This window comes from Streptomyces inusitatus, from assembly GCF_014651115.1.
Lineage (GTDB): Bacteria > Actinomycetota > Actinomycetes > Streptomycetales > Streptomycetaceae > Streptomyces > Streptomyces amakusaensis.
Genome location: NZ_BMWG01000013.1, coordinates 122,414 through 148,610, shown reverse-complemented (window position 1 = coordinate 148,610; position 26,197 = coordinate 122,414). Strand labels below are relative to the sequence as shown.

Below are 26,197 nucleotides of genomic sequence, written 5' to 3'. Positions count from 1 at the left end.
ACGGACTCGGGCCGTACGGCGCACACGGCAGGGCCTGCTGGGTTTTTGGAGGGGTATATGTCTGATCTTCCCCGGAAAGCGGTCACCCGTACCGCCAAGTTGGCCGCACTGCCATTGGGGTTCGCCGGCCGGGCGACCTGGGGGCTGGGCAAACGGATCGGCGGCAAGTCCGCCGAGATAGTCGCCCGCGAGCTTCAGCAGCGCACGGCGGACCAGCTCTTCCGGGTCCTCGGTGAGCTGAAGGGAGGGGCGATGAAGTTCGGGCAGGCCATGTCCGTCTTCGAGTCCGCGCTCCCGGAGGATGTCGCGGGCCCCTACCGCGCGGCCCTGACCAAGCTTCAGGACGCCGCGCCCCCGATGCCGACGCGCACACTTCACACCGTGATGGCCGAGCGGCTGGGCGAGGAGTGGCGGGAGCTGTTCCTGACCTTCGAGGACAAGCCCTCGGCCGCCGCCTCCATCGGGCAGGTGCACCGGGCGGTGTGGCAGGACGGCCGCGAGGTCGCGGTGAAGGTGCAGTACCCCGGGGCGGGTGAGGCACTGCTCTCCGATCTGACCCAGCTCAGCAGGTTCGCCAAGCTGCTGGGGCCGCTGATCCCGGGCATGGACATCAAGCCCCTGATCAACGAACTCCGCGACCGGGTGGCGGAGGAGCTGGACTACGCGCTGGAGGCCCGGGCCCAGGCCGAGCACGCGGCCGAGTTCGCGGACGATCCCGATGTGCTGGTGCCGGATGTGGTGTTCCAGTCGGACCAGGTGCTGGTGACCGAGTGGATCGACGGGATCCCGCTGGCCGAGGTGATCTCCGAGGGCACCGAGGAGCAGCGGGACCGGGCGGGGCAGCTGCTGGCCCGCTTCCTCTTCTCGGGCCCCGCCCGCACGGGGCTGCTGCACGCGGACCCGCACCCGGGGAACTTCCGGCTGCTCCCCGAGGAGGACGGCGAGGGCTGGCGGCTCGGGGTGCTGGACTTCGGCACGGTGGACCGGCTGCCCGGCGGTCTGCCGCGGCCCATCGGCGACTGTCTGCGGATGACGCTGGAGGGTCAGGCCGACACGGTGTACGAGCTGCTGTGCGAGGAGGGCTTCGTCAAGGAGGAGATAGAGCTCGACCCGGACGCGGTGCTGGAGTATCTGCTGCCGATCATCGAGCCGGCCCAGGCCGAGGAGTTCACCTTCACCCGGGGCTGGATGCGCGCGCAGGCCGCCCGTATCGCCGACATTCGCTCCCCCGCGCACCAGCTGGGCAAGCAGCTCAATCTGCCCCCGTCCTATCTGCTGATACACCGGGTGACGCTGAGCACGATCGGGGTGCTCTGCCAGCTGAACGCCACGGTGCGGCTGCGGGACGAGCTGGAGTCGTGGCTGCCCGGGTTCCTCCCCGAGTACGAGACGGCCCCCGGGCACGAGGCGGAGGAGCCGGGCCCGGCGGAGAAGGCGGCGGAGGCCGAGGATCCCGACGGCACGGCGGTCGAGGCCCCGGCGTAACCGGGGCGGGCCGCCGGGGGCCGCCGGGGGCGGGTCACCACCAGGCGGAATCGAGGCGGCTCTCGATGGCGCGGAGGTTGGCCCGGGCGCAGGCCTCGCAGAAGTAGTGACGGGTGTGGTTCTCCACGGAGCAGGTCCAGGTGGGCTGGGTCCCCTCCGCGACCTCGCCGCAGTGGGAACACACGGTGCTCTCGGCACCCGGTCGCACCGGGCGGGGGCTCTGCTGCTGGTCCACCCGGTGACGATAACCCCGCACCGGCCCCGGGGCCGGGACAACGCACCGCGGGGACCGGTCCGTTCGGACCGGTCCCCGCGGGAGTACTGGGCCGTCGTCAGTTCATGACGGCCATGGCGAGCGCACGACGGGCGCGCAGGGAGACACGCTCCGCGCGGCGCTGCATGCGCCGGGCGGCGACCAGGCGCACGGCCCGGCGTTCCGCGTCGGCTTCCCGCATGCGCTCGTGCATATGCGCACGGGCGAGCGCTTCTGGGATGAGTTGCATCTCACGGGTCCTGTTCTGACGCGAGGCGGTCGCGCCGATGGTGGTGACTACTGGGGCGGCGGAGCCGGAGGGCTCGCTCGTGGAAGTGGGCATGGGGGCCTGCTTCTTGGGATCGTGCGTGGAGGGGCGGTCGATGGTCCCGATGACGTTCATGCCGAGACCGGGTTCTTGCGCGGACGGCCACGCGGACGCTTCCGGGCGACGACGACACCCTGGACGAAGAGCTCTCCGCCCCAGACGCCCCAAGGCTCGCGACGCTCCTGAGCGCCCGCGAGGCATGCCTCCATCAGCGGGCAGGTGCGGCAGAGAGACTTGGCGTACTCCACGTCCGCGGGCGACTCGGCGAAGAAGACCTCCGGGTCGTTGGAACGGCAGGGCACGGGCACGCCGAGGTTCTCGATGGCGTCATCGAGCGCGGTCAATGCGGTGAGTGGAGTGAGCGGGGCGAGCGGGGTCAAGGTGGAGTCCTCCGTGAGGGCGGGCGGCGGAACGATCTCGGAATGCGGTACGGACGGGGCGTGCGCTTCGAGTTGCACGGTGGTGTCGTTCCTCGTCTGGTCGGTCCGGCCTGTCGGCCGGTTGCGGGTCCCCCGGCGGGGCCGGGGGGCTGGTACCGGGGTGCTGCTGTCCCGAGGCCCCTTCGCTCCGGTTCCCCTGGTTCAGGGAAAACAGAAGGGCCGCGGATCCCGAGTGGGATTCCGCGGCCCTGAAGGCGCCGGCCTGATCAGATCAGGCTGGATCGCTCCAGGGTTCGAGCCCACGGAAGGCCCACTTCGTGTGGTGCTGGTTGTGCTTCTGGTTTTTGGCACCGGCCGCCGCAAAGGCATAGGTCCTGGCCTCTGCCGCCGCTGCTTCGCCTGCTTCCAGTGCCTTGGTCGGTCGCTCGCCGCCCGTCCGAACGGGGAACCCGTTCGGAGGAAGCAGGCGGGACATCTCTGCCAGGGCACCCGGGACGACAGCGGACAGACCGGTCCCGTTGAGCGAAGCGGAGAAGCCGAGCGAGAAGACGGAGGCGGCCATCGAGCGATCGGTCACTCGGGCGCACTTGACGGAGCTGGTCTGGATAATCGTGATCACTGGGCTCGCCTCCTCTCGGCGTCTCGGGACCGGCCGGAGCCGGTCACTGCTATTCGGATAAGTACAACACGAACACAGGGCTTCGGAGAAGCCGCTGTTTCCCGTGGTTAAGAACCTATGGGGACGGTCGGGGCGGGCGCAAACTATTTTTCCCACGAGTTTGGCTCAGTCTTCGACGTCGTCCCCCTCCGAGCCCTCCTCCAGCTCCTGACCTGTGCAGATGGCGAGCACATCGGCCCCGAAGCGCTCCAGCTTCCGGCCTCCGACGCCGGAGATACGGGACAGCTCCCCCTCGTCCGAGGGGACGGTCTCGGCGATGGCCATCAGCGTCTTGTCGGTGAAGACGCAGTACGCGGGCTGGCCCAGCTGCTTCGCCTGCTCGGAGCGCCAGTCCCGGAGGCGCTCGTACAGCGCCTCGTCCATGTCGGAGGGGCAGCCCTCGCAGCGCATCAGCTTCATCTCGCCCGCGTCGGTGAGCGTCGTGCCGCAGACCCGGCAGAGCACCGGGCCGCGCCGCTTGCGGCGGCCGGCGCGCTCGGTGCCGGCCGCGGCCCCCGCGCCCCGGGCCCCGGGAGCGGCCGAGCCGGGGCGGAGCCCGCTCAGGAAGCGCGTGGGGCGGCGGGAGGCACGGCCGCCCGGGGAGCGGGAGAGCGCCCAGGACAGACAGAGATGGAAACGGGCCCGGGTGACCCCCACATAGAGCAGCCGGCGCTCCTCCTCGACCTGCTCGTCGGTCTTGGCATAGGTGATCGGCATCATGCCCTCGGTGAGCCCGACGAGGAAGACCGCGTCCCACTCCAGGCCCTTCGCCGCGTGCAGCGAGGCGAGGGTGACGCCCTGGACGGTGGGGGCGTGCTGGGCGGCGGCCCGCTCGTCCAGCTCGGTGACCAGATCGGCGAGGGTGGCCCCCGGCCGGACCCGGACGAAGTCCTCCGCGAGACGGACCAGCGAGGCCAGGGACTCCCAGCGGTCCCGCACCGCCCCCGAGCCGGCGGGCGGCTCGCTGGTCCAGCCCTTGGTGGAGAGCACCGCGCGGACCTGCGAGGGCAGATCCTCCGCGTCGTCGAGCAGGGAGTCATTGGATCCGGCGCGCGCGGCCCCGCGCAGCGCGACACCCGCCTCCCGGACCTCCTGGCGCTCGAAGAACCGCTCCGCCCCGCGCAGCTGGTAGGGGACTCCGGCGTCGGCGAGGGCCTGCTCGTAGACCTCCGACTGGGCGTTGATCCGGTAGAGCACGGCGATCTCTCCGGCGGGCACGCCCGCGTCGATCAGATCGCGGATCCGGCGGGCGGTGCCCTCGGCCTCGGCGGGCTCGTCCGCGTACTCCTCGTAGGAGGGGTCGGGGCCGGCTTCCCGCTGCGAGATCAGTTCGAGCCGGTGCTCGGCGGCCCGGCCCCGGGCCTGATTCAGCAGACCGTTGGCGAGCTGGACGACCTGGGGGGTGGAGCGGTAGTCGCGGACCAGCTTGACCATGGTCGCGGAGGGATGGCGGGTGCGGAAGTTCAGCAGATGGTCGGGGGTGGCCCCGGTGAAGGAGTAGATCGTCTGGCTGGCGTCGCCGACGACGCAGAGACTGTCGCGGTCGCCGAGCCACAGATCGAGCAGCCGCTGCTGGAGCGGGCTGACGTCCTGGTACTCGTCCACGACGAAGTGCTGATACTGGCCGCGGATCTGGTCGGCGATGTCGTGCCGGTCCTGGAGGATGCCGACCGTGAGCAGCAGGACGTCCTCGAAGTCAATCACCGTGCGATCGCGCTTGAGCTGCTCGTACATCGCGTAGATCTGGCTGATTTCAGCCGGGTCGCGCGGGGCGTCACGGAGGGACTTGGCGACCGCCGCCGGGTAGTCGCCCGGCACCGTCTGGGTGACCTTCGCCCATTCGATCTCGCTTGTCACATCGCGCAGTTCATTGCGGTCGAGCCGGATCCGGCAGCGGGCCGCGGACTCGGCGACCAGCTGGATCTTGCGCTCCAGCAGCCTGGGCAGCTCTCCACCGACGGCTTTCGGCCAGAAGTACTGAAGCTGGCGGAGGGCGGCGGCGTGGAAGGTGCGCGCCTGGACGCCGCCCGCGCCGAGCTGGCGCAGCCGTCCCCGCATCTCGCCCGCCGCCCGGCTGGTGAAGGTGACGGCCAGCACACTGGCGGGCGGAAGTATCCCGGCGCGGACGCCGTAGGCGATGCGATGGGTGATCGCGCGGGTCTTGCCCGTGCCGGCTCCCGCCAGCACGCACACGGGGCCGTGCAGGGCGGTCGCGACTTCGCGCTGCTCGGGGTCGAGCCCGTCGAGCACCGCGTCCGCCGACTCGGGGACCTGCGGGAAAAGCGAGGAGTGCGTTGCTGCTGTCACCCTGCCATGCTGCCAGGTCCAGGGGGGCGGGTGCGGCGGTTGTCCACAGCGGGGCGAATCCGGTCGTACCAATCCGCCCCGTGCCCGCCCCGGGGCGGGAATGGGGGACGGTCCACGTATGTTCTATGCGGTGCGCGGAACCACCGCGTGTGGGCGATGGCACACTCAGCGGGCCAGTGAAGGAGCCGGAAAAGATGTCGGGCACTGTGACGATGTACAGCACCACCTGGTGCGGATACTGCCGTCGGCTGAAGAGCCAGATGGATCGCGAGGGCATCGCGTACACCGAGATAAACATCGAGCAGGACCCGGACTCCGCGGCCTTCGTGGAGAAGGCCAACGGTGGGAACCAGACCGTCCCGACGCTCCTCGTGGTCTCCCCCGCCGGCAGCGAGTCGGTCATGACCAACCCGAGCCTCGCCCAGGTCAAGCAGGCGCTGAGCGCCTGACGCCACCCCGTTTCGCCGAGAGGGCCCCCGCCGCGGCGGGGGCCTCTCCGTTTTCCGGCGTCTCCGTGTTTCCGGCGTCTCCGTGTTCCCGGCCCGGCGCTCGGTCAGAGGGGGTTTCCGGGCCTGGGCAGGGGCTCCCCGTACCAGAGCTCGATCAGCCGGGCCGCGATCGAGATGCCGAACGGGGGCAGGACCTCTCCGGACTCGAAGGCGGCGCGCAGATCGTCCCGGGAGAACCAGCGCGCCTCGTGGAGTTCCTCGCCGTCGACGGTGATCCGGGAAGAGGTGGCCCGGGCCGTGAAGCCGAGCATGAGGCTGGAGGGGAAGGGCCAGGGCTGGCTGGCGATGTACTCGACCTCGCCGACCGTCACCCCCGCCTCCTCCCAGACCTCGCGGCGCACCGACTGCTCGATGGACTCGCCCGGCTCCACGAAGCCCGCGAGCGTCGAGAAGCGGCCCTCCGGCCAGTGCACCTGCCGGCCCAGCAGGGCGCGGTCCTCCTCGTCCGTGACCAGCATGATCACGGCGGGGTCGGTGCGCGGGTAGTGCTCGGCCCCGCACGCCTGGCAGCGGCGCACATGGCCGGCCGCCGCGATCACGGTGCGCTCGCCGCAGCGCGAGCAGAAGCGGTGCAGCCGCTGCCAGTTCTCCAGCGCCACCGCGTGGACCAGCAGACCCGCGTCCCTCGGGGAGAGCAGCAGCCCGGCCTCCCGGAGACCGGCCGGGCGGGCCGACTGGTCCATCCGGCCCGGCAGGCTGTCCTTCTGGAGCGCGAAGTAGCGCACGCCCTTCTCGTCGGTGCCCAGGAAGTAGCGGTGGGTCTCGGTGACGGGGGCCTCGAAGGCCGGGGTCATGACCAGCTCGGTGCGGCCGTCAGGGGTGTCGTCGATCAGCGCCTGCCCGCCGCAGACCACGAAGACCCTGGTCGTGGGGTGGCTCCAGGCGGCCGCGAGCCATGCCTCGTCCAGCCGGTGATGCGCCTCACGGTCGATCCCGCTGGGCACGGTCAGGCTGACGGGCGGTGCGGTGAGGCCGGTGGCTGGGCTCGCGGTGACACGGCCGTTGGTACTCACGTACTTCCAACTCCCCCGGTGGATCGGGTCGACATCAGACGGATCGGCTAAGGGCTGCGGCGAGGTCGTCCCAGAGGTGCGCGGCGGTCTCCACGCCCTTGAGGAGCAGTTCGACCTCGACCTTCTCGTTGGGCGCGTGCCAGCCGTCGGACGGTACGGAGATCCCGAGGAACAGCACGGGCGCGCCCAGCACGTCCTGGAGATCGGCGGCCGGTCCCGAGCCGCCCTCACGGGTGAAGAGGATCTTCTGCCCGTCGAAAGCGCGGCTCATGGCCCGGGCCACCGACTGGAGCGCGGGGTGGTCCAGCGGCGTCAGACAGGGGCGGGTGGAGGCCCCGAAGGCGAGGTCGTAGCGGATGCCCGCCGGGACGCGCTGGGCGATCCACTGGCTCACCGCGACCTCGATCAGGTCCGGGTCCTGCCCGGCGACCAGCCGGAACGAGAGCTTCAGCGTCGCGGACGAGGGAATGATCGTCTTGCCGCCGGGGCCCTGGTACCCGCCGCCGATGCCATTGACCTCGGCCGTGGGGCGGGCCCAGATCCGCTCCAGGGTGGAGTAGCCGTCCTCGCCGAGCGTGCCGTGCGACTTCGCCGTGGACAGCCAGGCCTTCTCGTCGAAGGGCAGCTCGGCGAAGAGCGCGCGCTCGGCGTCGGTGAGCGGGGCGACCCCGTCGTAGAAACCGGGGATGGTGACCCGTTCGTCGGCGTCGTGGAGCGCGGCCACCAGCCGGGCCGCGACGGTGGCCGGGTTGGGCACCGCGCCGCCGAAGGAGCCGGAGTGGATGTCCTGGTCGGGGCCGTACAGCTCGATCTCGCAGTCGGCGAGCCCGCGCATCCCGGTACAGACGGTGGGGGTGGTCTCGGACCACATGCCGGTGTCCGAGACGATCACGGCGTCGGCGGCCAGCCGGTCCGCGCCTGCCTCCACCAGGGCGCGGAAGTGCGGGGAGCCCGACTCCTCCTCGCCCTCGATCAGCAGCTTCAGACGGACGGCGGGAGCGGTGCGCCCGGTGGCGGCGAGATGCGCCCGCACGCCCAGGGTGTGGAAGAACACCTGGCCCTTGTCGTCGGCGGCGCCCCGGGCGTGGAGCCTGCCGTCGGCGAGGACCGGCTCGAAGGGGTCCGTGTGCCAGCCGTCCGCGCGGGCGGCGGGCTGCACGTCGTGGTGGCCGTAGACCAGCACGGTGGGCGCTTCCGGGTCATCCGACGGCCACTCGGCGAAGACGGCGGGCGCACCGGCCGTCGGCCACACCTCGGCGACCGGGAAGCCGGTCTCCTTGAGCTTGGCCACCAGCCAGTCGGCGCTGCGCGCCACGTCCCCCGCGTGCTCGGGCTGGGCCGAGACGGAGGGGATGCGGAGCCATTCCGCGAGGTCGTCGAGGAAGGCGGCGCGGTGCTGCTGGATGTACGTACGGACGGCGCTGTCCGGGGTGTCGCTCATGTGTCTGAGCCTAACGGGCGCCGGTGACCCCGTCGTCTGCCGTCTCGCCCAGCAGGATGTTCTCCAGGCCCGCCCGGCCGGGCAGGGAACGGGGTCGGACGACCTCGCCGCCGCGTATGAAGACGAACGCGGCGTCGACCTCCTCCGGGCGCAGACCGTGCTGCTCGGCCCAGGCCAGCCGGTAGACGGCGAGCTGGACGGGGTCGGCGGCGAGGGCGTGCCCGGTCTTCCAGTCGACGATCTCGTAGCGATGCGTCTCGGTGCCGTCCTCGCTGGTCAGGGAGGTGCGGTAGACGGCGTCGATCCGGCCCCGGACGACCCGGCCGGCGAGGGTGATCTGGAAGGGCGTCTCGACGCGGTAGGGGGTGCGGCGGGCGTACGGGGTGCGCTCGAAGGCCTCTTTCAGCAGCTCCAGATCGCGTTCGTCGGCGATCTCGGCCCGGTCGGGGCCGGAGGTGTCGCCGCCGGGCAGCTCGTCGGGGCCGAGCATGGGCAGCGGGAGCTCCTCGAAGCGGGACTCCACCCAGGCGTGGAAGCGGGTGCCCCGGCGGGCCGCCGGGGCCGGGGGCCTGGGCATCGGCCGGGCCAGCTCCGCCGCGAATCCGTCCGGGTCGGCGGCGAGACGCATCAGCTGGGAGGCGGTGAGAGAGGCCGGGAGCGGGACGTCGTGGGTGGCGGCGCGAGTGTGGCGGAGTTCACGGGTGAGGGCGCGCAGATCCCGGTCCCAGGAGGCGATGGCACGCGCCTCCTCGGGGGTGAGCTCGCTCTCGGCCGGGTCCTCGGCGGCTTCCCTGGGAGCCGGTACGAGGTCGGCGGCGCCGGGGCCGGGCTCCTGCGGCTCGTCCCCCTCCCCGTACCCCTCCTCGGGCGCTTCCGGCTCGTACGGCTCGTACGGCTCGTACGGCTCGTACGGCTCGTACGGCTCGTACGGCTCCTCCAGGTCGTCCCAGAACAGCTGCCCGGCCTCGGCCTCCGGAGCCTCCGGGTCCTGCGGGAGCGGCGGGTCCTGCGGGAGCGGCGCGGGGCCGCCCTGGGCCGGCACCCGGGCGAGGTGGGCCAGCACCGTGTCGCGGGCCCTGCGGCGGCGGGAGAGTGAGTCAGGGTCCAGCGGGAGGGGCCAGGCCCGGTCGGGGGACGACTCCAGCAGATGCGGGTTCTCCGCGCCCTCCTCGGGTTCGTCCGCCCATGCCTCGATCTCGCCGAAGCCCTCCGCGCAGTGGTCGTGGAGCGCCTTCAGGAAGGACGAGGGGCCTCTTCTGCCCTTCTGGGTCGGGCCCCACCAGTGGCCTGAGCCCAGCAGCAGGGAGCGGGGCCGGGTGAAGGTGACATAGCCGAGGCGCAGCTCCTCGGTGTGCTGATGGGTCTTCATGGCGTCCTTGAACGCCTTCATGCCCTTGGTGTCCCACGCCTCGATGTCCGGGAGGGTCGCCGCGTCCCCGCGCAGGGAGTGCGGCAGGATCTGGGGATTGGAGGTCCAGCCCTCGCGCGGCCGCTCGCTCGGGAACTGTCTGGCGATCAGCCCGGGGACGGCGACCACGTCCCACTCCAGGCCCTTGGACTTGTGCGCGGTCAGCACCTTGACCGTGTTCTCGCCGCCGGGCAGGGCGTTGTCCAGGCCCTTCTCGTACTGCGCGGCGGTCCGCAGGAAGGCGAGGAAGGCGAGGAGCGAGGCCTCGCCGTCCAGACCGGCGAATCCGGCGGCCGTGTCGAGGAAATTGCCGAGGGTCTCGCGGCGGCGGGCGGCCAGGGCGTGCGGGGAGGCCGACAGCTCGACGTCGAGGCCGGTGGTGGAGAGCACCCGGTGCAGGACGTCCATCAGGGGGTCGGACAGCGAGCGGCGCAGATCGCGCAGCTCCCCGGCGAGATGGGCGAAGCGGACCCGGGCCTCGGCGGAGAACGGCAGGCCGTCGTCGGCGCCGGTCTGTTCGAGGAAGGTGTCCAGGGCGTCGGCGAGGGAGACGACCTCGGCCGGGTCGGTGCCCTCCACGGCGGCGGCGAGCCGCTCGTCGGCGTCGGCCTCGCCGGTGGGGGCGCGGTGGACCAGCAGCCGGGCGCGGCGGCCCAGCAGGGCGAGGTCCCTCGGGCCGATCCGCCAGCGCGGGCCGGTCAGCAGGCGTACCAGCGAGGCATTGGCCCCCGGGTCCTGGAGCACCTCGCAGACCGCGACGAGGTCGGCGACCTCGGGGAGCTGGAGCAGCCCGGAGAGGCCGACGACCTCGACCGGGACATCGCGGGCGACCAGTGCGCCCTGGATCTCGGGGAAGTCCCCGGCGGTGCGGCAGAGCACGGCGATCTCGCCGGGCTCCTTGCCGGTGCGCACCAGGTGCGCGATGGAGTCGGCGAGCCAGGCGATCTCCTCCGCGTGCGAGGGCAGCAGGGCGATGCGCACCGATCCGTCGCGCTCGGCCCCCGGGGCGGGGCGCAGCGCCTCGACTCCCGCGTGGCGGGCGCGCAGGGGCTCCGCCAGGCCGTTGGCGAGGTGGAGCAGCCGGCCGCCGCTGCGGCGGTTCTCGCTGAGCGAGAAGCGGGTGGCGGGGGTGCCGTCGGCGTGGGCGAAGTGCTCGGGGAAGTCGTCGAGGTTGGCCACGGAGGCTCCGCGCCAGCCGTAGATGGCCTGGCAGGGGTCGCCGACGGCGGTCACGGCATGGCCGCTGCCGTCGCCGAAGAGCCCGGACAGCAGCAGCCGCTGGGCGACCGAGGTGTCCTGGTACTCGTCGAGGAGGACGACCTTGAACTCCTCGCGGAGGATCGTCCCGACGGCGGGGCGGGTGAGCGCCAGCTCGGCGGAGAGGGCTATCTGGTCGCCGAAGTCGAGCAGCTCGCGGGCGCGCTTGGCCTCCCGGTAGCGGAGGGTGAGATCGAGCAGCTCGCGGCGGGCGGCGGCGGTCTCGGGGACGGCGCGCAGCTCGGCGTTGGAGAGGCGGACGCCGTCCAGGGCGCGCAGCAGCCCGGCGTCGTGGGAGCCGAGGCGCTCGGGCGGGACCAGATGCTCGGACAGCTCGCCGTCGAGCGCCAGGAGATCGCTCACCAGGGTGGAGAAGGACCGGGTCAGCGCCGGATACGGGCCGGGGGCCTCGCGCAGCACCCGGGCGGCGAGCTGGTAGCGGGTGGCGTCGGCGAGGAGCCGGGCGGTCGGCTCCAGTCCTATGCGCAGTCCGTGGTCGGCGAGGAGCTGTCCGGCGAAGGCGTGGTACGTGGAGATGCGGGGCTCGCCCGGGGGGTGGTCCGGGTCGATGACGTCGGGGTCGGTGACGCCCGCGCGGACGAGCGCGGTGCGCACCCGCTCGGACAGCTCGCCCGCGGCCTTGTTGGTGAAGGTGAGGCCGAGGACCTGCTCGGGGGCGACCTGCCCGGTGCCGACGAGCCAGACCACGCGGGCGGCCATGACCGTCGTCTTCCCCGAGCCGGCTCCGGCCACGATGACCTGCGGGGCGGGCGGCGCGGTGATGCAGGCCGTCTGCTCCGGGGTGAAGGGGATCCCGAGGAGCTCCTTGAGCTGCTCGGGGTCGCTGATGCGAGCGGTCACATCAAAGAGGCTACTGGCGGCCACTGACACTCCGGCTCCGCGCCGGTCCGGCGCGGAGGCGGGAGGGCTCATTCGACGATGTGGCGGCCCTCGGGCTGGGCACTGCACGAGGCGCGGAAGGCGCAGTTCGAGCAGTGCGCGCCGGTGGACGGGGTGAAGCGCTCGTCCAGGACGCGGCCCGCGGCGGTGGCGAGCAGCTCCGAGACCCACTCCCCGTCGAGCGGCGGCTGTGTCTGCACCTTGGGCAGAGCGTCGCCGCCCTCCTTCTTGATCGCGCCCTGCCGCAGATGGACGAGTTCCGCGCCGCCGGACTCGGTCGGCGGCGCGCCGGAGGCGGAGTCCGCGCCGGAGGCCGAGTCCGGGTCGGTGGCGGAGGCCGGGTCCGAGTCCGGGTCGAGGGCTCCCTCGCGCACGGCGAGCTGGTAGACGGCGAGCTGGGGGTGGCGGGCGACCTGGGGGCCGGTGGGGGCCTGCTTGCCGGTCTTGAAGTCCACGACATAGGCGCGTCCCTCGGCGTCCCTCTCGACACGGTCCATGGAGCCCCGGATGCGTACCGCGTACTCCCCGGCCTCCAGGGTGACGTCGAAGCCGTGCTCGGTGGCGGTGGGGATGCGGCCGCCCCGGTCCATGACGTGCCAGCGCAGAAAGCGCTCCAGGGCGGCGCGGGCGTGCTCCTTCTCCTGCCGCGACTTCCAGGGCGCGTCGAAGACGAGGGCGTCCCAGACGGAGTCGAGGCGCTCCATGAGGACGGCCAGATCGGCGGGGGTACGGCCGGAGGCCACCTCGTCGGCGAGGACGTGGATGACGTTTCCGAAGCCCTGGGCGGTGGTGGCGGGGGCGTCCGCCTTGACCTCGCGGCCCAGGAACCACTGGAGGGCGCAGGCGTTGGCGAGCTGGTCCAGGGCGCTGCCGGAGAGCGCGACGGGCTGGTCGCGGTCGCGCAGCGGCTCCGGGGCCCGGGTGGGGTCGTGCAGGCCCCACCAGCGGTCGGGGTGCGCGGCGGGTACGAGGGGCATGTCCTCGTCGTCGCGGAGCGCGGCGAGGGCGGCGAGCCGCCGGGCGGCGGCGTCGCGGAGCGCCGGGGTGGCCCCGGGGTCGACGGTGGTGGCGCGCAGTTCGGCGACGAGCGCGGGGACGGCGAGGGGGCGGCGGGGGCGTCCGGTGACGTCCTTGGGCTCCGCGCCCAGTTCGGCGAGGAAGCGGGAGGGCTGGTCGCCGTCGTCGGCGGGGGCCTTGACGGCGGTGACGACGAGGCGGTCGCGGGCGCGGGTGGCGGCGACGTAGAAGAGCCGGCGCTCCTCGGCGAGGAGGGCCCCGGGGGAGAGCGGTTCGGCGAGGCCGTCGCGCCCGATGCGGTCGGCCTCCAGGAGGGAGCCCCGGCGGCGCAGATCGGGCCAGAGGCCCTCCTGGACCCCGGCGACGACGACGAGGCTCCACTCCAGGCCCTTGGCGCGGTGGGCGGTCATCAGCCGGACCGCGCCGGAGCGGGTCTCCCGGGTGGAGAGGGTGTCGGCGGCGATGTCCTGCGCCTCGATCTCCTCGATGAAGTTGAGCGCGCCCCGGCCGCCGGTGCGCTCCTCGGCGCGGGCGGCGGTGTCGAAGAGCGCGCACACGGCGTCGAGGTCGCGGTCGGCGTTGCGCCCGGCCGCGCCGCCGCGCCGGGCGGCGCGCTCCAGCCTGCCGGGCCAGCCGGTGCCGTCCCACAGCTCCCAGAGGGCCTCTTCGGCGGTGCCGCCGCCTTCGAGGAGTTCCCGGGCGGCGCCGAGCAGCCTGCCGAGCCGCTGCGCGCCGAAGGCGTACGAGGGGTCGTGCGCGACGAGCCGGGCGGGCTCGGCGAGGGCGCGGGCTATGAGCAGGTCGGAGGGGGGCGGTACGCGATTGCCCGCCGCGCGCTCCTCGTCCCGCAGGGCCCGGCCGAGCCGGCGGAGGTCCGCGCTGTCCATCCCGGCGAGGGGCGAGGCGAGCAGGGTGAGCGCGGTCTCGGTGTCGAGCCAGGGGGCGGTGCTCGCGCTGCCCGGGACGGGGTGGTCCGTGCCGGAGGACGGCTCGGCGGCCCCGGCCGCCTCCCGGGGGCCGGACCCCGCCGCGCCGGGGGCCTCGGCGGAGGACTCGGCCGTGCGAGCCGTGGCGGGCGGCTCGGCAGCCGCCGCACGCTCGGCCCGGGCCTGCGGATACGCCGGGTCAGGGTCGGCCCCCGGCGCTGCGGCGGCGGCCGAGGCGACGGCGCGGAGGGCGGTCAGCAGGGGGGACACCGCGGGCTCGTGGCGGAGCGGGACGTCCGCGCCGTCGACCTCCAGGGGGACGCCCGCGGAGGTCAGGGCGCGGCGGATCGACGGGATCGTACGGCTGCCCGCCCGCACCAGGACGGCCATCTCGTGCCAGGGGACGCCGTCCTCCAGATGGGCGCGGCGCACGATGTCGGCAATGTTGTCGAGTTCGGCGGAGGCCGTGGGGAAGGTGTAGGTCTCGACCGTGCCGCCGTCGCGGACCGCCGCCAGCTCGCGGTGGGCGCGGACCTTGTCGGAGGGCAGCCGGGTCAGCGGCATCCGGCGGGTGAGCAGCCGGGTCGCCGCCAGGAGCTGTTTCCCGCTGCGCCGGGAGGCGGTGAGGACGGCCACCGCCGACGGGGTGCCGTCGGCGTGCCGGAAGGTGTCGGGGAAGTCGAGGATGCCGTTCACGTCCGCGCCCCGGAAGGCGTAGATCGACTGGTCGGGGTCGCCGAAGGCGACCAGGGTCCGCCCGCCGCCCGCCAGCGCCTGGAGCAGCCGCACCTGGGAGGGGTCGGTGTCCTGGTACTCGTCCACCAGGACCAGGTCGTACGGGAAGGCCCGCGGCGACGCGGTCCGCTCGGCCAGCAGCACAGCCCGGTGCACCAGCTCCGCGTAGTCCAGTACGCCCTGCATATCCAGAACGTCCAGGTACTCCGCGAGGAAGGCGGCGGCCGCCCTCCAGTCCGGCCGCCCGATGCGGACGGCGAAGCGGCGCAGCGAGTCGGGGCCCAGCCCCAGCTCCCTGCTGCGGGCCAGCACCGCGCGGACCTCGTCGGCGAATCCCCGCGTGGTGAGGCACGCCCGCAGCTCGTCGGGCCACTGCTCGCGGGCGAGTCCGTGCGCCTCCAGGTCGATCTGTCCGGTGAGGAGTTCTCGTACGGTGACGTCCTGCTCGGGGCCGGAGAGCAGCCGCAGCGGCTCGGCGAAGAGATCGGCGTCCTGGTGGGCGCGGACCAGGGCGTAACAGAACGAGTGGAAGGTGGTCGCCTGCGGGCCGCGCGCGCCGCCGAGCCGCAGCGCCATGCGGTCCCGCAGTTCCACGGCGGCCTTGCGGCTGAAGGTGAGCACCAGGATCCGCGCGGGGTCGGTCCCTTGGGCGACGCGGGAGGCGACCGTCTCCACCAGGGTGGTGGTCTTGCCGGTGCCGGGTCCCGCGAGGACGAGAAGCGGTCCCGAGACATGCTCAACCACGGCGCGCTGGGCCGCGTCCAGCTGAGGAGGGGCGACGGCTCCCGGAGGTGTGCGCACCAGCCGGTACGCGCCCGGAGTCCGCCGCCGTACCTGTCGCTGGTACGGCGGACGTCCGGTGGTGGAGGAGGAGCTCACGTGGATCGCCGGTCCTGGTGGGTCTGCTGGTGCTGATGGAGCGGCGCGTGCCGCGTGCCGACGACGCTACGCCAGCGCGGGGGGTGGATGCGGCGGTCCGGTCGCGGCCCTCGCGTACTCCGTACGGTCCTTCCGCCGCCCGCCGGGCACTCGATGGGCTGAAGCTGTCATATGTGAGCGCCCTCACCGTCCCAGCGGGCCCGCCGCATGTCGAGGCGGGGCACATGCCCCTCGGCGCTCCGCGGCGCCTCGCGCAGCGGTGTGCCCTCCGCGCGGTACTCCGCGAGGGCGCTCGGCTCGTGCCCGGGCAGCAGGGTGCCGTCCGCGCGCACCACGCGCCACCAGGGCACCGCGCCTCCGTAGAGCGCCAGGACCCGGCCGACCTGGCGCGGGCCGCCCTCTCCCAGCCACTCGGCGATGTCGCCGTAGGTCATCACCCGGCCCGGCGGGATCAGCTCGGCGACTTCGAGCACCCGCTCCGCGTACTCCGGCAGCTCTTCCACCCGGCCCATCCTGCCGTACGCCACCGACAACGCACCGGACTCCCGGGGACGGCCACCCGGGGTGCAGAATGGTGCGCAGCAGGTGATGTGGCGTATTTCGCACCGCTCGGATCCCCCCATCACCCCCTCCGGCCCCCGCCGACCGCCCGGTCGTGCCACCATCGTGCGGGCGGTGACTGGTGATACGAGATCAAGAAGAGACCGAGACGGCGAAGGAGCGGGGCGTGCAGCCTGGCAGGGCGGCGAGCACCCCTGAGCCGCAGTCGTACCCGGAGCCGCCCGGCGGCCCCGAGGACGGTCCGGAGGACGGTTCCGCGGACGGGCCGGAGGACGGGCCCGAGGACGGGCCCGAGGACAGCCCCGGGGACGGGAAGACGTCCCTGAGGAAGCGGCGGACCCCGGCCCCGGAGAGCGCGGAGAGCACGGAGAGCGCGGAGAGCACCGTCCCCGAGCCCGAGGACTGTCCCGACGTCCCCGACGTGGCGGGCGCGGACCGGGTCTCGGGCGACGAGCCCCTGCTCGCCGCCCGTGTCCACCGCCCCTCCGACCTGATGCGGCTGCTCGGCGGCATCCTCGCGATCGCCGTGGTGCTCGGCGTCGCCGCCTTCGCCCAGGGCACCGCCACCGGCCTCGCGTCGGACATCAGCAAGGGCACCGGCCAGGCCCCCGACCTGCTGGTCAAGCTGGCCGGCCTGGTCTCGTCCATCGCCGTCCTGCTGGTCCCGGTCGCCTTCGCCATCGAACGGCTGATCAAACGGGACGGGCTGCGCATCGCCGACGGCGTGCTCGCCGCCGTGCTCGCCCACGGCGTCACCCTCGCCACCGACCTCTGGGTCGCCAAGGCCGCGCCCGGCAGCATCCAGGACGCGCTCACCCAGCACCACAACGGCGAGCTGACCGACCCCGTGCACGGCTATCTCGCACCCGTCATCGCCTATATGACCGCCGTCGGAATGGCCCGCAGACCCCGCTGGCGCGTGGTCCTGTGGGTGGTGCTGCTGCTCGACGCCTTCGCGATGCTCGTCGCCGGTTACACCACCCCCTTCTCGATCATCCTCACCGTCCTCCTCGGCTGGACCGTCGCGTACGGAACGCTGTACGCCGTCGGCTCGCCCAACGTCCGCCCCACCGGGCAGACCCTGCTGGCGGGCCTGCGCCACGTCGGCTTCCACCCGGTCACCGCGATGCGCGCCGAGGACGTACTCGGCACTCCCGGGGCCTCCGACGGCGGCGGCGAGCGCGGCCCCGCCGAACAGGGCGACCGGGGGCGGCGCTATCTCGTCACCCTGGAGGACGGACCACCGCTCGACGTCACCGTCGTCGACCGGGAGCAGCAGGCGCAAGGATTCTTCTACCGGGTCTGGCGGCGGCTGACGCTGCGCTCCATCACCACCCGCCGCTCGCTCCAGTCGCTGCGCCAGGCGCTCGAACAGGAGGCGCTGCTCGCCTACGCGGCGATCGCCGCCGGGGCCAACGCCCCCAAGCTGATCGCCACCTCGGAGCTGGGCCCCGACGCCGTGATGCTGGTCTACGAGCACCTGGGCGGCCGCTCGCTCGACGCCCTGGACGACGACGAGATCACCGACGAGGTCGTCCACGGGGCATGGCGGCAGGTCAAGGCGCTCCAGTCGCGCCGGATCGCGCACCGCAGGCTCAACGGCGACGCGATCCTGGTGGCCGGAGACGGCGAGGTCATCCTGACCGATCTGCGCGGCGGCGAGATCGCCGCGGGCGATGTGGTGCTCCGTATGGACATCGCCCAGCTCCTCACCACCGTGGGACTGCGGGTGGGCGCGGAGCGCGCGGTGGCCACCGCCGTCGAGGTGCTCGGCCCGGACACGGTCGCCGACTGTCTGCCGCTGCTCCAGCCGATCGCGCTCACCCGCTCGGCCCGCGCGACCCTGCGCAAGCTCGCCCGCGAGCGCGCCCACCGCGAGCGGGAGGCGCTGCTCGAAGCGGCCGCCGCGGCGAAGCGGGCCCGCGCCGAGGCCGCCGCCCAGACCGCCCGGGGCGAGAGCGCGGACACGGCGGCCGACGGCCGCAGGACCGGCCGGAAGTCGGAGCGCGCCGAGAAGCAGGCCGACAAGCGCGCCATGGACGAGGCCATGGACGAGGTCCGCGAGGAGGATCTGCTCTCCCAGATCCGCCATCAGGTGCTGCTGATCCGGCCGCAGGCCCCGGTGGAGCCGGTGCGGCTGGAGCGCATCAGGCCCAAGACCCTCTTCAGTCTGATCGCGGGCGCGATCGCCGCGTACTTCCTGCTCACCACGATCGCGGGCAATGACTTCGTCGCGGACTTCAGCCACGCCCACTGGGGCTGGGTGGCTGCCGCCGCCGCCTTCTCCGCGCTCAGCTATGTGGCGGCGGCGATGAGCCTGCTGGGCTTCGTGCCCGAGCGGGTGCCGTTCCTGAGGACCGTCGCGGCCCAGGTCGCCGGCTCCTTCGTCAAGATCGTCGCCCCGGCGGCGGTCGGCGGGGTCGCGCTGAACACCCGGTTCCTCCAGCGCGCGGGGGTGCGCCCGGGGCTCGCGGTGGCGAGCGTGGGCGCGTCGCAGCTCTTCGGGCTCGGCGCGCACATCCTGCTCCTGCTCACCTTCGGCTATCTGACCGGGACCGAGAAGACCCCGTCGCTCAACCCGTCCAGAACGGTGATCGCGGGCCTGCTCACGGTCGCGGTGCTGGTGCTGGTGGTGACCGCGATCCCGTTCCTGCGCAAGTTCGTCGTCACCCGGCTGCGGTCGCTGTTCGCCGGTGTGGTGCCGCGCATGCTCGATGTGCTCCAGCGCCCGGTGAAGCTGCTCACCGGCATCGGCGGCATGCTGATGCTGACCGGCGTGTTCGTGATGTGCCTGGACGCCTCGGTACGCGCCTTCGGCGACGGCACCCAGCCGCTGAGCTACGCGAGCCTCGCGGTCGTCTTCCTCGCGGGCAACGCCCTGGGCTCGGCCGCGCCCACCCCCGGCGGCGTCGGCGCGGTCGAGGGCGCGCTGATCCTCGGCCTGATCGCGGCGGGCGTCCCCAAGGAGGTCGCGACCCCCGCGGTGCTGCTGTACCGGACGCTGACGCTCTGGCTGCCGGTGCTGCCCGGGTGGTTCGTCTTCAACCATCTGACCCGCAAGGGCGCGCTCTAGACCGCTCGCTCTGGACCACGGAAGGGTCCCCGGCGAGCCGGAGGGCGGCGAAGCACTCGCATGGCCCTCCGCACGGGCACCGCGCGCGCCCCCGGCGCACGATGGGGACATGCCGACCACTTCTTCCGCACTGCGCGCCGTGGCCCTCACCGCTTCGCTCGCCGTGCTGCTGGCCGCGGGGTGCTCCGACAGCGGCGAAGGGGGCCGGGCGGGCGGGGACACGAACACCACGGGCGCGGGCGGGCTGAAGGGGCTCGCCGCCCAGGAACTGACCTGGCAGAAGTGCCCGGCGCCCTCCGAGGCGGAGGGCGGCGGCCCCGCGCCCTCGGCGCTGCCCGGGGGCACCGCCTGGGAGTGCTCCTTCATGGATGTGCCCCTCGACTACGCGAAGCCCGACGGCGAGACCATGGAGCTGGCCCTGATCCGCGCCGCCGCCGTGGACCAGCAGAAACGAATCGGCTCGCTGATCTTCAACTTCGGCGGGCCCGGCGGCTCCGGAGTCGCCTCGCTGCCCGGCTTCGGCGAGGACTTCGCCGATCTGCGCACCCGCTACGACCTGGTCAGCTTCGACCCGCGCGGGGTCGGCCGCAGCGTACCCGTGGAGTGCGAGGGGAACCGGGAGCTCGACGTGTACTACGCCAAGGACTCCTCGCCCGACGACGCCGCCGAGGAGAAGGCGTACCAGGACAGCCAGCGCGCCTACACCGACGCCTGCGAGCGGAACTCCGGCCCCGAACTGCCGCATGTGGGCACCGCCAACGCGGCCCGCGACCTGGATCTGATGCGCCAGGTCCTCGGCGACAGGAAACTCCACTACTTCGGCATCTCCTACGGCACCGAACTCGGCGGCGTCTACGCCCATCTCTTCCCCAAGAATGTCGGCCGGGCGGTGCTCGACGCCTCCATCGACCCCACCAAGACCTCCGAACAGGCCTCCCTCGGCCAGGCGAAGGGCTTCCAGCTGGCCTTCGAGAACTTCGCGAACGCCTGCGTCGACCGGGGCGACGACTGCCCGCTGCCGGGGAACTCGGCGCGGGAGATCCAGGACTGGGTCGTCGAGCTCCTCGACCGGCTGGACGAGAAGCCGATCCCCGCCATCGGGGAACGGAAGCTGACCCAGTCCCTCGCCACCACCGGCATCGCGCAGACGCTGTACGCCAAGGAGCTGTGGCAGTACCTGGAACAGGGGCTGGACGAGGCCGACGGCGGCAACGGCGGGCTGCTGCTGACCTTCGCCGACCTCATGAACGGACGCGGCGACACCGGGCACTACGACAACAGCGCCGCCGCCAACACCGCCATCACCTGCGCCGACTTCACGGGCCGCTACTCCCTGGCCCAGACGAAGGCCAGACTCCCCGAATTCCGCGCGGCCTCCCCCCTCTTCGGCGACTTCCTGGGCTGGGGCCTGATGGGCTGCGACGGCTGGCCCGTCCCCGGCGAGTGGGCCCACCCCGACGTCTCCGCGCCGGGCTCGGCCCCCATCGTCGTCATCGGCGCGACCGGCGACCCGGCGACGCCGTACGAGGGGACGAAGGCGATGGCCGACGCGCTCGGCGAGGGCGTCGGCGTCGAACTCACCTACAAGGGCGAGGGACACGGCTCGTACAACAGCGGCGACAAGTGCGTACGCGATGTGGTCAACGCCTATCTGCTGGACGGCGAGGTCCCGCCGAACGGCAAGGTCTGCCCGTAGCGCCCCGGGCCGCGGGCGTCCCGGGGCGCTGTCAGTGCCCCTGCTTAGGATGGCGGGACAGTACGGAGAGTCTTGGGGGCGGAATGACGATGAGGGTACGGATGGGGGCCCTGGCCGCGGCGGCGGCGCTGCTGGCGGTCACCGGCTGCGGCGGCGGGGACAAGCCGGGCGCGCCGGAGAAGAGCGCGTCCAAGAGCGCCGCCGCCCCCGCCGCCGCCTCGGACACCGCCGGGGTGTCGCTGCCCGCCGCGCTCACCGGCCAGCGGCTCGACTGGAAGCGGTGCGAGGCCCCCGTGGCGGCGCACGGCAGCTATGCCGAGCGCCCCGGAAAGCTGTGGCAGTGCGCCACCCTCAAGGCCCCGCTCGACTACCGCGAGCCGGCCGGCGAGACGATCGGCATCGCCCTGGTCCGCGCCGAGGCGAAGGGCCCCGGAAAGCGCATCGGCTCCCTGCTGTTCAACTTCGGCGGGCCCGGCGGCTCCGGAGTCGCCTCGCTGCCCGCCTCCGGCGAGGACTTCGCCGAGCTGCGCACCCGCTACGACCTGGTCAGCTTCGACCCGCGCGGAGTCGCCCAGAGCTCCGCCGTGGTCTGCCGCGACAGCGAGCAGACGGAGGCCGCCCACCGGCTGGACGGCACCCCGGACACCCCCGCCGAGCAGAAGGCGTACATGAAGAACGCCGCCGCCTTCGGCGCGGGCTGCGCCGAGCGGTCCGGCAAGGTGCTGCCGCATGTCGGCACTGTCAGCGCCGCCCGGGACATGGATCTGCTGCGCCAGGTCCTCGGCGACGAGAAACTCCACTATCTGGGCTTCTCCTACGGCACGGAGCTGGGCGCGGTCTACGCCCATCTCTTCCCCGCCAAGGTCGGTCGGCTCGCCCTGGACGCCGTGGTCGACCCCACCGCCGACTTCGCCGGCGGAGCTCGCAATCAGGTCCTCGGCTTCCAGCGCACCCTGGAGAACTACTTCAAGAGCCGCGGCGTCTCCGCCGAGGACGGCACCGACCGCATAGTGCGGCTGCTGGCGAAGGCGGACCGCGAGCCGCTGCCCACCGACACCGACCGCGAGCTGACCGAGAGCCTGGCGCTCACCGGCATCATCCTCCCGCTGTACTCGGAGAAGCAGTGGCCCTATCTGACCGCCGCCCTCAAGGCGGCGGAGGACGGTGACGGCACCCAGCTGCTGATGCTCGCCGACTCCTACAACAACCGCGACGAGAACGGCGAGTACTCCACCCAGGACCACTCGCAGCGCGCCATATCCTGCGCCGACAGCAAGGGCCGGATGACGCCGGAGCAGGTCACCTCCCGCTATCTGGCCGAGTTCACCGAGGTGTCGCCGGTCTTCGGGCCGTTCCTGGCCTGGGATCTGGCCGGCTGGTGCGCCGACTGGCCGGTGCCCGGGGAGTGGGAGACGCCGGACGTCTCCGCGAAGGGCGCGGCCCCGATCCTGGTCGTCGGCACCACGGGCGACTCGGCGACCCCCTACGAGGGCGCGAAGAAGATGGCGGACGAGCTGGGCCCGGGCGTCGGTGTGCTGGTCACCAACAAGGGCGACACCCATGGCGCTTACGGCACTTCGGAGTGCACGACCCGCACGATGAACGACTATCTGCTGGACGGCGAGGTCCCGCCGAACGGCAAGGTCTGCTCCTCCTGAGCGGCTGAACCGCTCAGCGGCTCAGCCGCTCAGCCGCCGCGCCCCGGCGGACAGCGCGAGGGCCCCGGACCGCCGAAGCGGTACGGGGCCCTGGCGAGCGGCCTGTCGGTGTTGTGCGGCTCGTCTAGTAGACGGGCTTGCTCGGCTCGATCTGGTGGACCCAGCCGATCACTCCGCCGCCGACGTGCACGGCGTCGGCGAAGCCCGCCGACTTGAGCACCGCGAGGACCTCCGCGCTGCGGACGCCCGTCTTGCAGTGCAGAACGATCTTCTTGTCCTGCGGCAGGGTCGCCAGGGCGGTGCCCATCAGGAACTCGTTCTTGGGGATCAGCTTCGCGCCGGGGATCGAGACGATCTCGTACTCGTTGACCTCGCGGACATCGATGATCTCGATGTTCTCGCCGTCGTCGATCCACTCCTTGAGCTGCTTGGGAGTGATCGTGGAACCGGCCGCCGCCTCCTGGGCCTCCTCGGACACGACGCCGCAGAAGGCCTCGTAGTCGATCAGCTCGGTGACGGTGGCGTTCTCGCCGCAGACCGCGCAGTCGGGGTCCTTGCGGACCTTGACCTGGCGGTACTGCATCTCCAGGGCGTCATAGATCATCAGCCGGCCGACCAGCGGGTCGCCGACCCCGGCCAGCAGCTTGATCGCCTCGGTGACCTGGATGGAGCCGATGGAGGCGCAGAGCACTCCGAGGACACCGCCCTCGGCGCAGCTGGGGACCATGCCCGGCGGCGGGGGCTCCGGGTAGAGGCAGCGGTAGCAGGGGCCGTGCTCGGACCAGAAGACGGACGCCTGGCCGTCGAAGCGGTAGATGGAGCCCCACACATAGGGCTTGTTCAGCAGCACACAGGCGTCGTTGACCAGGTAGCGGGTCGCGAAGTTGTCGGTGCCGTCCACGATCAGGTCGTACTGACCGAAGATGTCCATCACGTTCTCGGCTTCGAGCCGCTCTTCGTGGAGGACGACATTGACATACGGGTTGATGCCGAGGACCGAGTCCTTGGCGGACTGGGCCTTGGAGCGGCCGATGTCGGCCTGGCTGTGGATGATCTGGCGCTGCAGGTTCGACTCGTCGACCTCGTCGAACTCCACGATGCCGAGGGTGCCGACACCTGCCGCGGCGAGATACATCAGCGCCGGGGAGCCGAGGCCCCCGGCACCCACACACAGCACCTTCGCGTTCTTCAGCCGCTTCTGCCCGTCCATTCCGACATCCGGAATGATCAGGTGGCGGGAGTACCTGCGAACCTCGTCAACGGTGAGCTCATCGGCTGGCTCGACCAGGGGTGGCAGCGACACGGGGACTCCGTTGCGTCGATAAGTCAGTACGGTTGTTCCCTCGTAACACTGCCACGCGTCCCCTCATTCCGAGACACCCGGTCCGATCTGCGAGACGATTTCGTCCCAGTAGCCGGGCACCGTCTCATATGGCCCGACCTGCGCCCTCTGTCCGCGGAGGCCGATCGGGCCCGCGGCGGCGTCGTCATCGGCCGGGGCGGTGCGGTCGGTGCGGTCGGTGAAGAAGATCGTGCCCGCGCCCTGCCAGCGGGCGATCCGGGTGGCCTCGGCCAGATGGGTGCGGGGCACTCCGTGGACGAAGTGCGCGAATCGTTCCGGCGGGTACTCCGCCGTCCACTCCGCGACTTGGGACCAGCGGTAGTCGGTCCACGGCCCGGAGAAGGTCACCAGCTGGTCGGCGGCCTCGGCGTAGCCGGGGTACGGGTGGGCGCCGTGCCCCAGCACCACATGGCCGCCGTCCACCACCGCTTCCAGGGTCGCGGTGATCCGCCGCACGGCGGGCAGCCCGGCCCGGTCGCCGGGGCAGCGGTCCAGCAGGAAGCCGTCGACGCGATACCACTCCGCGAAGCGGTGGGCGTCCGCGATCACCTCGCCGAAGGGACGCGCGCCCCCGGCCAGATCGAGATGGCCGAGCACCCGTACGCCCGCGTTGCTGAGCGTGCCCGCCGCCGCCAGACAGTGCGGGTCGGGGCGGTCCCCGGGCCCGTCCGCGACATTGAGGACGACCCAGTGCAGCGGGGCCCTGGAGCGGGTGAGCCCGGTCCATTCGGCGGGCGCGAGCAGCGGGTGGGCGTAGCCGGGGACGCCGATCCCGAGGCCGCCCCAGCCGCCCCGGCCGCCCTCCTGCTCCGTCCCTCGTCCGTCCGCCGTGGAGAGCCCCGTGGAGCGCCCCGCGGGGCGGCCCGCGGAGAGCGCCGTTTCCCCGCCGGTCAGATGCGGCACGCCGCCTCCATCCAGATGTCGGCGAGTGACTCCTCCAGATTGATCCGGGGACGCCAGCCGAGCCGGTCGCGGGCGGTGCGCACATCCGCCTGCTGCCAGCTGCCGCAGCCGTCCGGGTAGGGCACCGGGGTCGCCGCCAGATGTTCGAGCACGGATTCGGAGCGCGGCGCGCCGATGCCGGGGGCGAGGGGCCTGCCGGGCGGGGTGTCCAGCTCATGGAGCGCGCCCGCGAATCCGGCGACCCTGGCGAGCACCGCGGCGGCGTCCCGCAGCCGTACGGCGCGGCCCGTGCCGATGTTGACCACGCCCTGCGCGGCCGAGAGCGAGGCCGCGTGGACCGCCCGGGCGACATCGCGCACATCGACGAAGTCGCGCTGGACGCCGAGTCCGCTGAGCTTCAGCTCTCCGTCGCCGGACTGCATCGCGCGCCGCATGGCCTCGGCGAGCCGGCCGAGCGGGGAGCCGGCCGGGGTGCCGGGGCCGACGGGCGAGAAGACGCGCAGGACGACGGCGTCCAGGCCGGAGCCGAGCACCAGCTCGGTGGCGGCGAGCTTGCTGACGCCATAGGGGCCGCCCGGCCTCGGAATGGCGTCCTCCGCTGTGGAGGAGCCCTGTTGGGAGGGTCCGTACTCCGAGGCGCAGCCGACCTGGACGAGACGGGCTCCGCAGCCGCTGCGGCGCAGCGCCTCGCAGACGGTGGCGACGGCGACGGTGTTGTGCCGGGTGAGGTCGCGGGCTCCGCCCCGGGTGGCTCCGGCGCAGTTGATGACCACTCCGGGGTGGACGGCGCTCAGAAAGCGGGTGAGCGCCCCCGGGCTGCCTCCGGCGAGGTCGAAGCGGACGTCCGCGTCGTCGCCCCGGCCGAGCGCGGTGAGGTGGACGGCGGGGTCGGCGAGCAGTCGGTCGGCGACGAACCGGCCGAGGAATCCGTTGGCCCCGAGCAGCAGCACCCTCATCGCGCGCTCCCTCTGTGCCGACGGGCCGCGGTTCGGGTTCGGGGTTGCGGTTGCGGTTGGGGTCGGGCAGTCATCTCGGTCTCTCCTTAGGGATCTTCGGTGGTGTGCGGCCGGGGCGGCCGGGATCTCAGCCGGGCCGCGGCGGAGCCCCGAAGAAGCGTTTGGCCTGTGGGACGGCGCGGCGGACCGCCCGGCGTGCGCCGGGGGCACTCACGAGCGGCGCGCCGGGGAGCCCGGTGTGCGCACGAGCGCGGGCCGGGGGGCGGGGGTCGAACACGGAAGGCGCGAGCCCGCGTGCGATCCGGTGGCACCGGGCATGGCGATCACCCGGGGCACGCGAATGATCACTGATGGTGAGCGGTCCATCCCGCACTGATCCCCCCCCCGATCTCCCTGGTGCCAGGGCCGCCCCCGCCCGGCGACCCGCGGCGCAAAGACCGTAAGCCGGTACGGCGGTGGCGCGAGGGACGGTTGCCCGTCGCGCCACCGGAAGGGGTGAATGCTCGTAACTT

18 protein-coding genes are annotated in these 26,197 nt (G+C 72.9%); 5 read left to right on the top strand and 13 right to left on the bottom strand.

The window, feature by feature from the left end; genetic code table 11:
* Window positions 1-57: 57 nt before the first annotated feature.
* Window positions 58-1,485 (top strand): ABC1 kinase family protein, encoded by a 1,428-nt coding sequence (locus IE247_RS20460; protein ID WP_190124641.1) that lies wholly within the window; start codon window positions 58-60, stop codon window positions 1,483-1,485.
* Between the two features lie 34 nt (window positions 1,486-1,519).
* On the opposite strand, the gene IE247_RS20455 is transcribed toward IE247_RS20460, so the two are convergent.
* The 5 genes from IE247_RS20455 to IE247_RS20435 form a co-directional block, all read right to left on the bottom strand.
* A complete protein-coding gene (locus tag IE247_RS20455; RefSeq protein ID WP_190124640.1) occupies window positions 1,520-1,720 on the bottom strand; it encodes a hypothetical protein in 201 nt (66 codons plus the stop codon).
* A gap of 97 nt (window positions 1,721-1,817) precedes the next feature.
* Window positions 1,818-2,141, bottom strand: a complete 324-nt coding sequence (locus IE247_RS20450) for a putative WhiB-interacting protein (protein ID WP_190124639.1) — start codon at window positions 2,139-2,141, stop codon at window positions 1,818-1,820.
* Window positions 2,138-2,524 carry a WhiB family transcriptional regulator gene (locus IE247_RS20445; RefSeq protein WP_190124638.1) on the bottom strand — a complete coding sequence of 129 codons (387 nt, stop codon included), beginning with the start codon at window positions 2,522-2,524 and terminating at the stop codon, window positions 2,138-2,140. The genes IE247_RS20450 and IE247_RS20445 overlap by 4 nt, the downstream gene beginning before the upstream one ends.
* Before the next feature lie 193 nt (window positions 2,525-2,717).
* Window positions 2,718-3,062, bottom strand: coding sequence for a hypothetical protein (locus IE247_RS20440; protein WP_190124685.1), 345 nt, complete (start codon window positions 3,060-3,062; stop codon window positions 2,718-2,720).
* A gap of 168 nt (window positions 3,063-3,230) precedes the next feature.
* Window positions 3,231-5,411 carry an ATP-dependent DNA helicase UvrD2 gene (locus tag IE247_RS20435; protein ID WP_190124637.1) on the bottom strand — a complete coding sequence of 727 codons (2,181 nt, stop codon included), beginning with the start codon at window positions 5,409-5,411 and terminating at the stop codon, window positions 3,231-3,233.
* A gap of 194 nt (window positions 5,412-5,605) precedes the next feature.
* Here IE247_RS20435 and IE247_RS20430 point away from each other — a divergent pair, with 194 nt between their 5' ends.
* Complete coding sequence (locus tag IE247_RS20430) at window positions 5,606-5,860, top strand: mycoredoxin (RefSeq protein WP_190124636.1); 255 nt, start codon at window positions 5,606-5,608, stop codon at window positions 5,858-5,860.
* A gap of 104 nt (window positions 5,861-5,964) precedes the next feature.
* On the opposite strand, the gene nudC is transcribed toward IE247_RS20430, so the two are convergent.
* From nudC to IE247_RS20405, 5 genes are all read right to left on the bottom strand, one after another.
* Window positions 5,965-6,933, bottom strand: a complete 969-nt coding sequence (gene nudC, locus IE247_RS20425) for an NAD(+) diphosphatase (protein WP_190124635.1) — start codon at window positions 6,931-6,933, stop codon at window positions 5,965-5,967.
* A gap of 34 nt (window positions 6,934-6,967) precedes the next feature.
* Window positions 6,968-8,374: a dipeptidase gene (locus IE247_RS20420; protein ID WP_190124634.1), complete on the bottom strand. Its 1,407-nt coding sequence runs from the start codon at window positions 8,372-8,374 to the stop codon at window positions 6,968-6,970.
* Between the two features lie 10 nt (window positions 8,375-8,384).
* Window positions 8,385-11,900, bottom strand: coding sequence for an ATP-dependent helicase (locus IE247_RS20415; RefSeq protein ID WP_190124633.1), 3,516 nt, complete (start codon window positions 11,898-11,900; stop codon window positions 8,385-8,387).
* A gap of 68 nt (window positions 11,901-11,968) precedes the next feature.
* A complete protein-coding gene (locus IE247_RS20410; protein WP_190124632.1) occupies window positions 11,969-15,496 on the bottom strand; it encodes an ATP-dependent helicase in 3,528 nt (1,175 codons plus the stop codon).
* 167 nt (window positions 15,497-15,663) lie between these two features.
* Window positions 15,664-16,008 carry an MGMT family protein gene (locus IE247_RS20405; RefSeq protein WP_229869249.1) on the bottom strand — a complete coding sequence of 115 codons (345 nt, stop codon included), beginning with the start codon at window positions 16,006-16,008 and terminating at the stop codon, window positions 15,664-15,666.
* 215 nt (window positions 16,009-16,223) lie between these two features.
* On the opposite strand from IE247_RS20405, the gene IE247_RS20400 reads away from it, so the two are divergent.
* The 3 genes from IE247_RS20400 to IE247_RS20390 all read left to right on the top strand — a co-directional run bounded on the left by IE247_RS20400 (window position 16,224) and on the right by IE247_RS20390 (window position 22,484).
* Complete coding sequence (locus IE247_RS20400; RefSeq protein WP_190124630.1) at window positions 16,224-19,130, top strand: lysylphosphatidylglycerol synthase domain-containing protein; 2,907 nt, start codon at window positions 16,224-16,226, stop codon at window positions 19,128-19,130.
* Between the two features lie 109 nt (window positions 19,131-19,239).
* The gene (locus IE247_RS20395) at window positions 19,240-20,826 is read left to right on the top strand and encodes an alpha/beta hydrolase (RefSeq protein WP_190124629.1); all 1,587 of its coding nucleotides are present in this window, start codon (window positions 19,240-19,242) and stop codon (window positions 20,824-20,826) included.
* 83 nt (window positions 20,827-20,909) lie between these two features.
* The gene (locus IE247_RS20390) at window positions 20,910-22,484 is read left to right on the top strand and encodes an alpha/beta hydrolase (RefSeq protein WP_229869241.1); all 1,575 of its coding nucleotides are present in this window, start codon (window positions 20,910-20,912) and stop codon (window positions 22,482-22,484) included.
* A gap of 124 nt (window positions 22,485-22,608) precedes the next feature.
* On the opposite strand, the gene moeZ is transcribed toward IE247_RS20390, so the two are convergent.
* From moeZ to IE247_RS20375, 3 genes are all read right to left on the bottom strand, one after another.
* Complete coding sequence (gene moeZ, locus IE247_RS20385; RefSeq protein WP_190124628.1) at window positions 22,609-23,787, bottom strand: adenylyltransferase/sulfurtransferase MoeZ; 1,179 nt, start codon at window positions 23,785-23,787, stop codon at window positions 22,609-22,611.
* 63 nt (window positions 23,788-23,850) lie between these two features.
* Entirely contained in the window at window positions 23,851-24,729 is an 879-nt protein-coding gene (locus tag IE247_RS20380; RefSeq protein ID WP_373305586.1) for a spherulation-specific family 4 protein, read from the bottom strand.
* Window positions 24,717-25,685 (bottom strand): NAD-dependent epimerase/dehydratase family protein, encoded by a 969-nt coding sequence (locus IE247_RS20375; protein ID WP_190124627.1) that lies wholly within the window; start codon window positions 25,683-25,685, stop codon window positions 24,717-24,719. Before IE247_RS20375 ends, IE247_RS20380 begins: the two co-directional genes overlap by 13 nt.
* Between the last annotated feature and the right edge of the window lie 512 nt (window positions 25,686-26,197).

Excerpts from the sequence above, each read along its gene's own strand:
- IE247_RS20460 (WP_190124641.1), top strand. The coding sequence starts at position 58 with ATGTCTGATCTTCCCCGGAAAGCGGTCACCCGTACCGCCAAGTTGGCC.
- IE247_RS20450 (WP_190124639.1), bottom strand. The coding sequence starts at position 2,141 with ATGAACGTCATCGGGACCATCGACCGCCCCTCCACGCACGATCCCAAG.
- IE247_RS20430 (WP_190124636.1), top strand. The coding sequence starts at position 5,606 with ATGTCGGGCACTGTGACGATGTACAGCACCACCTGGTGCGGATACTGC.
- IE247_RS20420 (WP_190124634.1), bottom strand. The coding sequence starts at position 8,374 with ATGAGCGACACCCCGGACAGCGCCGTCCGTACGTACATCCAGCAGCAC.
- IE247_RS20405 (WP_229869249.1), bottom strand. The coding sequence starts at position 16,008 with ATGGGCCGGGTGGAAGAGCTGCCGGAGTACGCGGAGCGGGTGCTCGAA.
- IE247_RS20395 (WP_190124629.1), top strand. The coding sequence starts at position 19,240 with ATGCCGACCACTTCTTCCGCACTGCGCGCCGTGGCCCTCACCGCTTCG.
- IE247_RS20390 (WP_229869241.1), top strand. The coding sequence starts at position 20,910 with ATGACGATGAGGGTACGGATGGGGGCCCTGGCCGCGGCGGCGGCGCTG.
- IE247_RS20375 (WP_190124627.1), bottom strand. The coding sequence starts at position 25,685 with ATGAGGGTGCTGCTGCTCGGGGCCAACGGATTCCTCGGCCGGTTCGTC.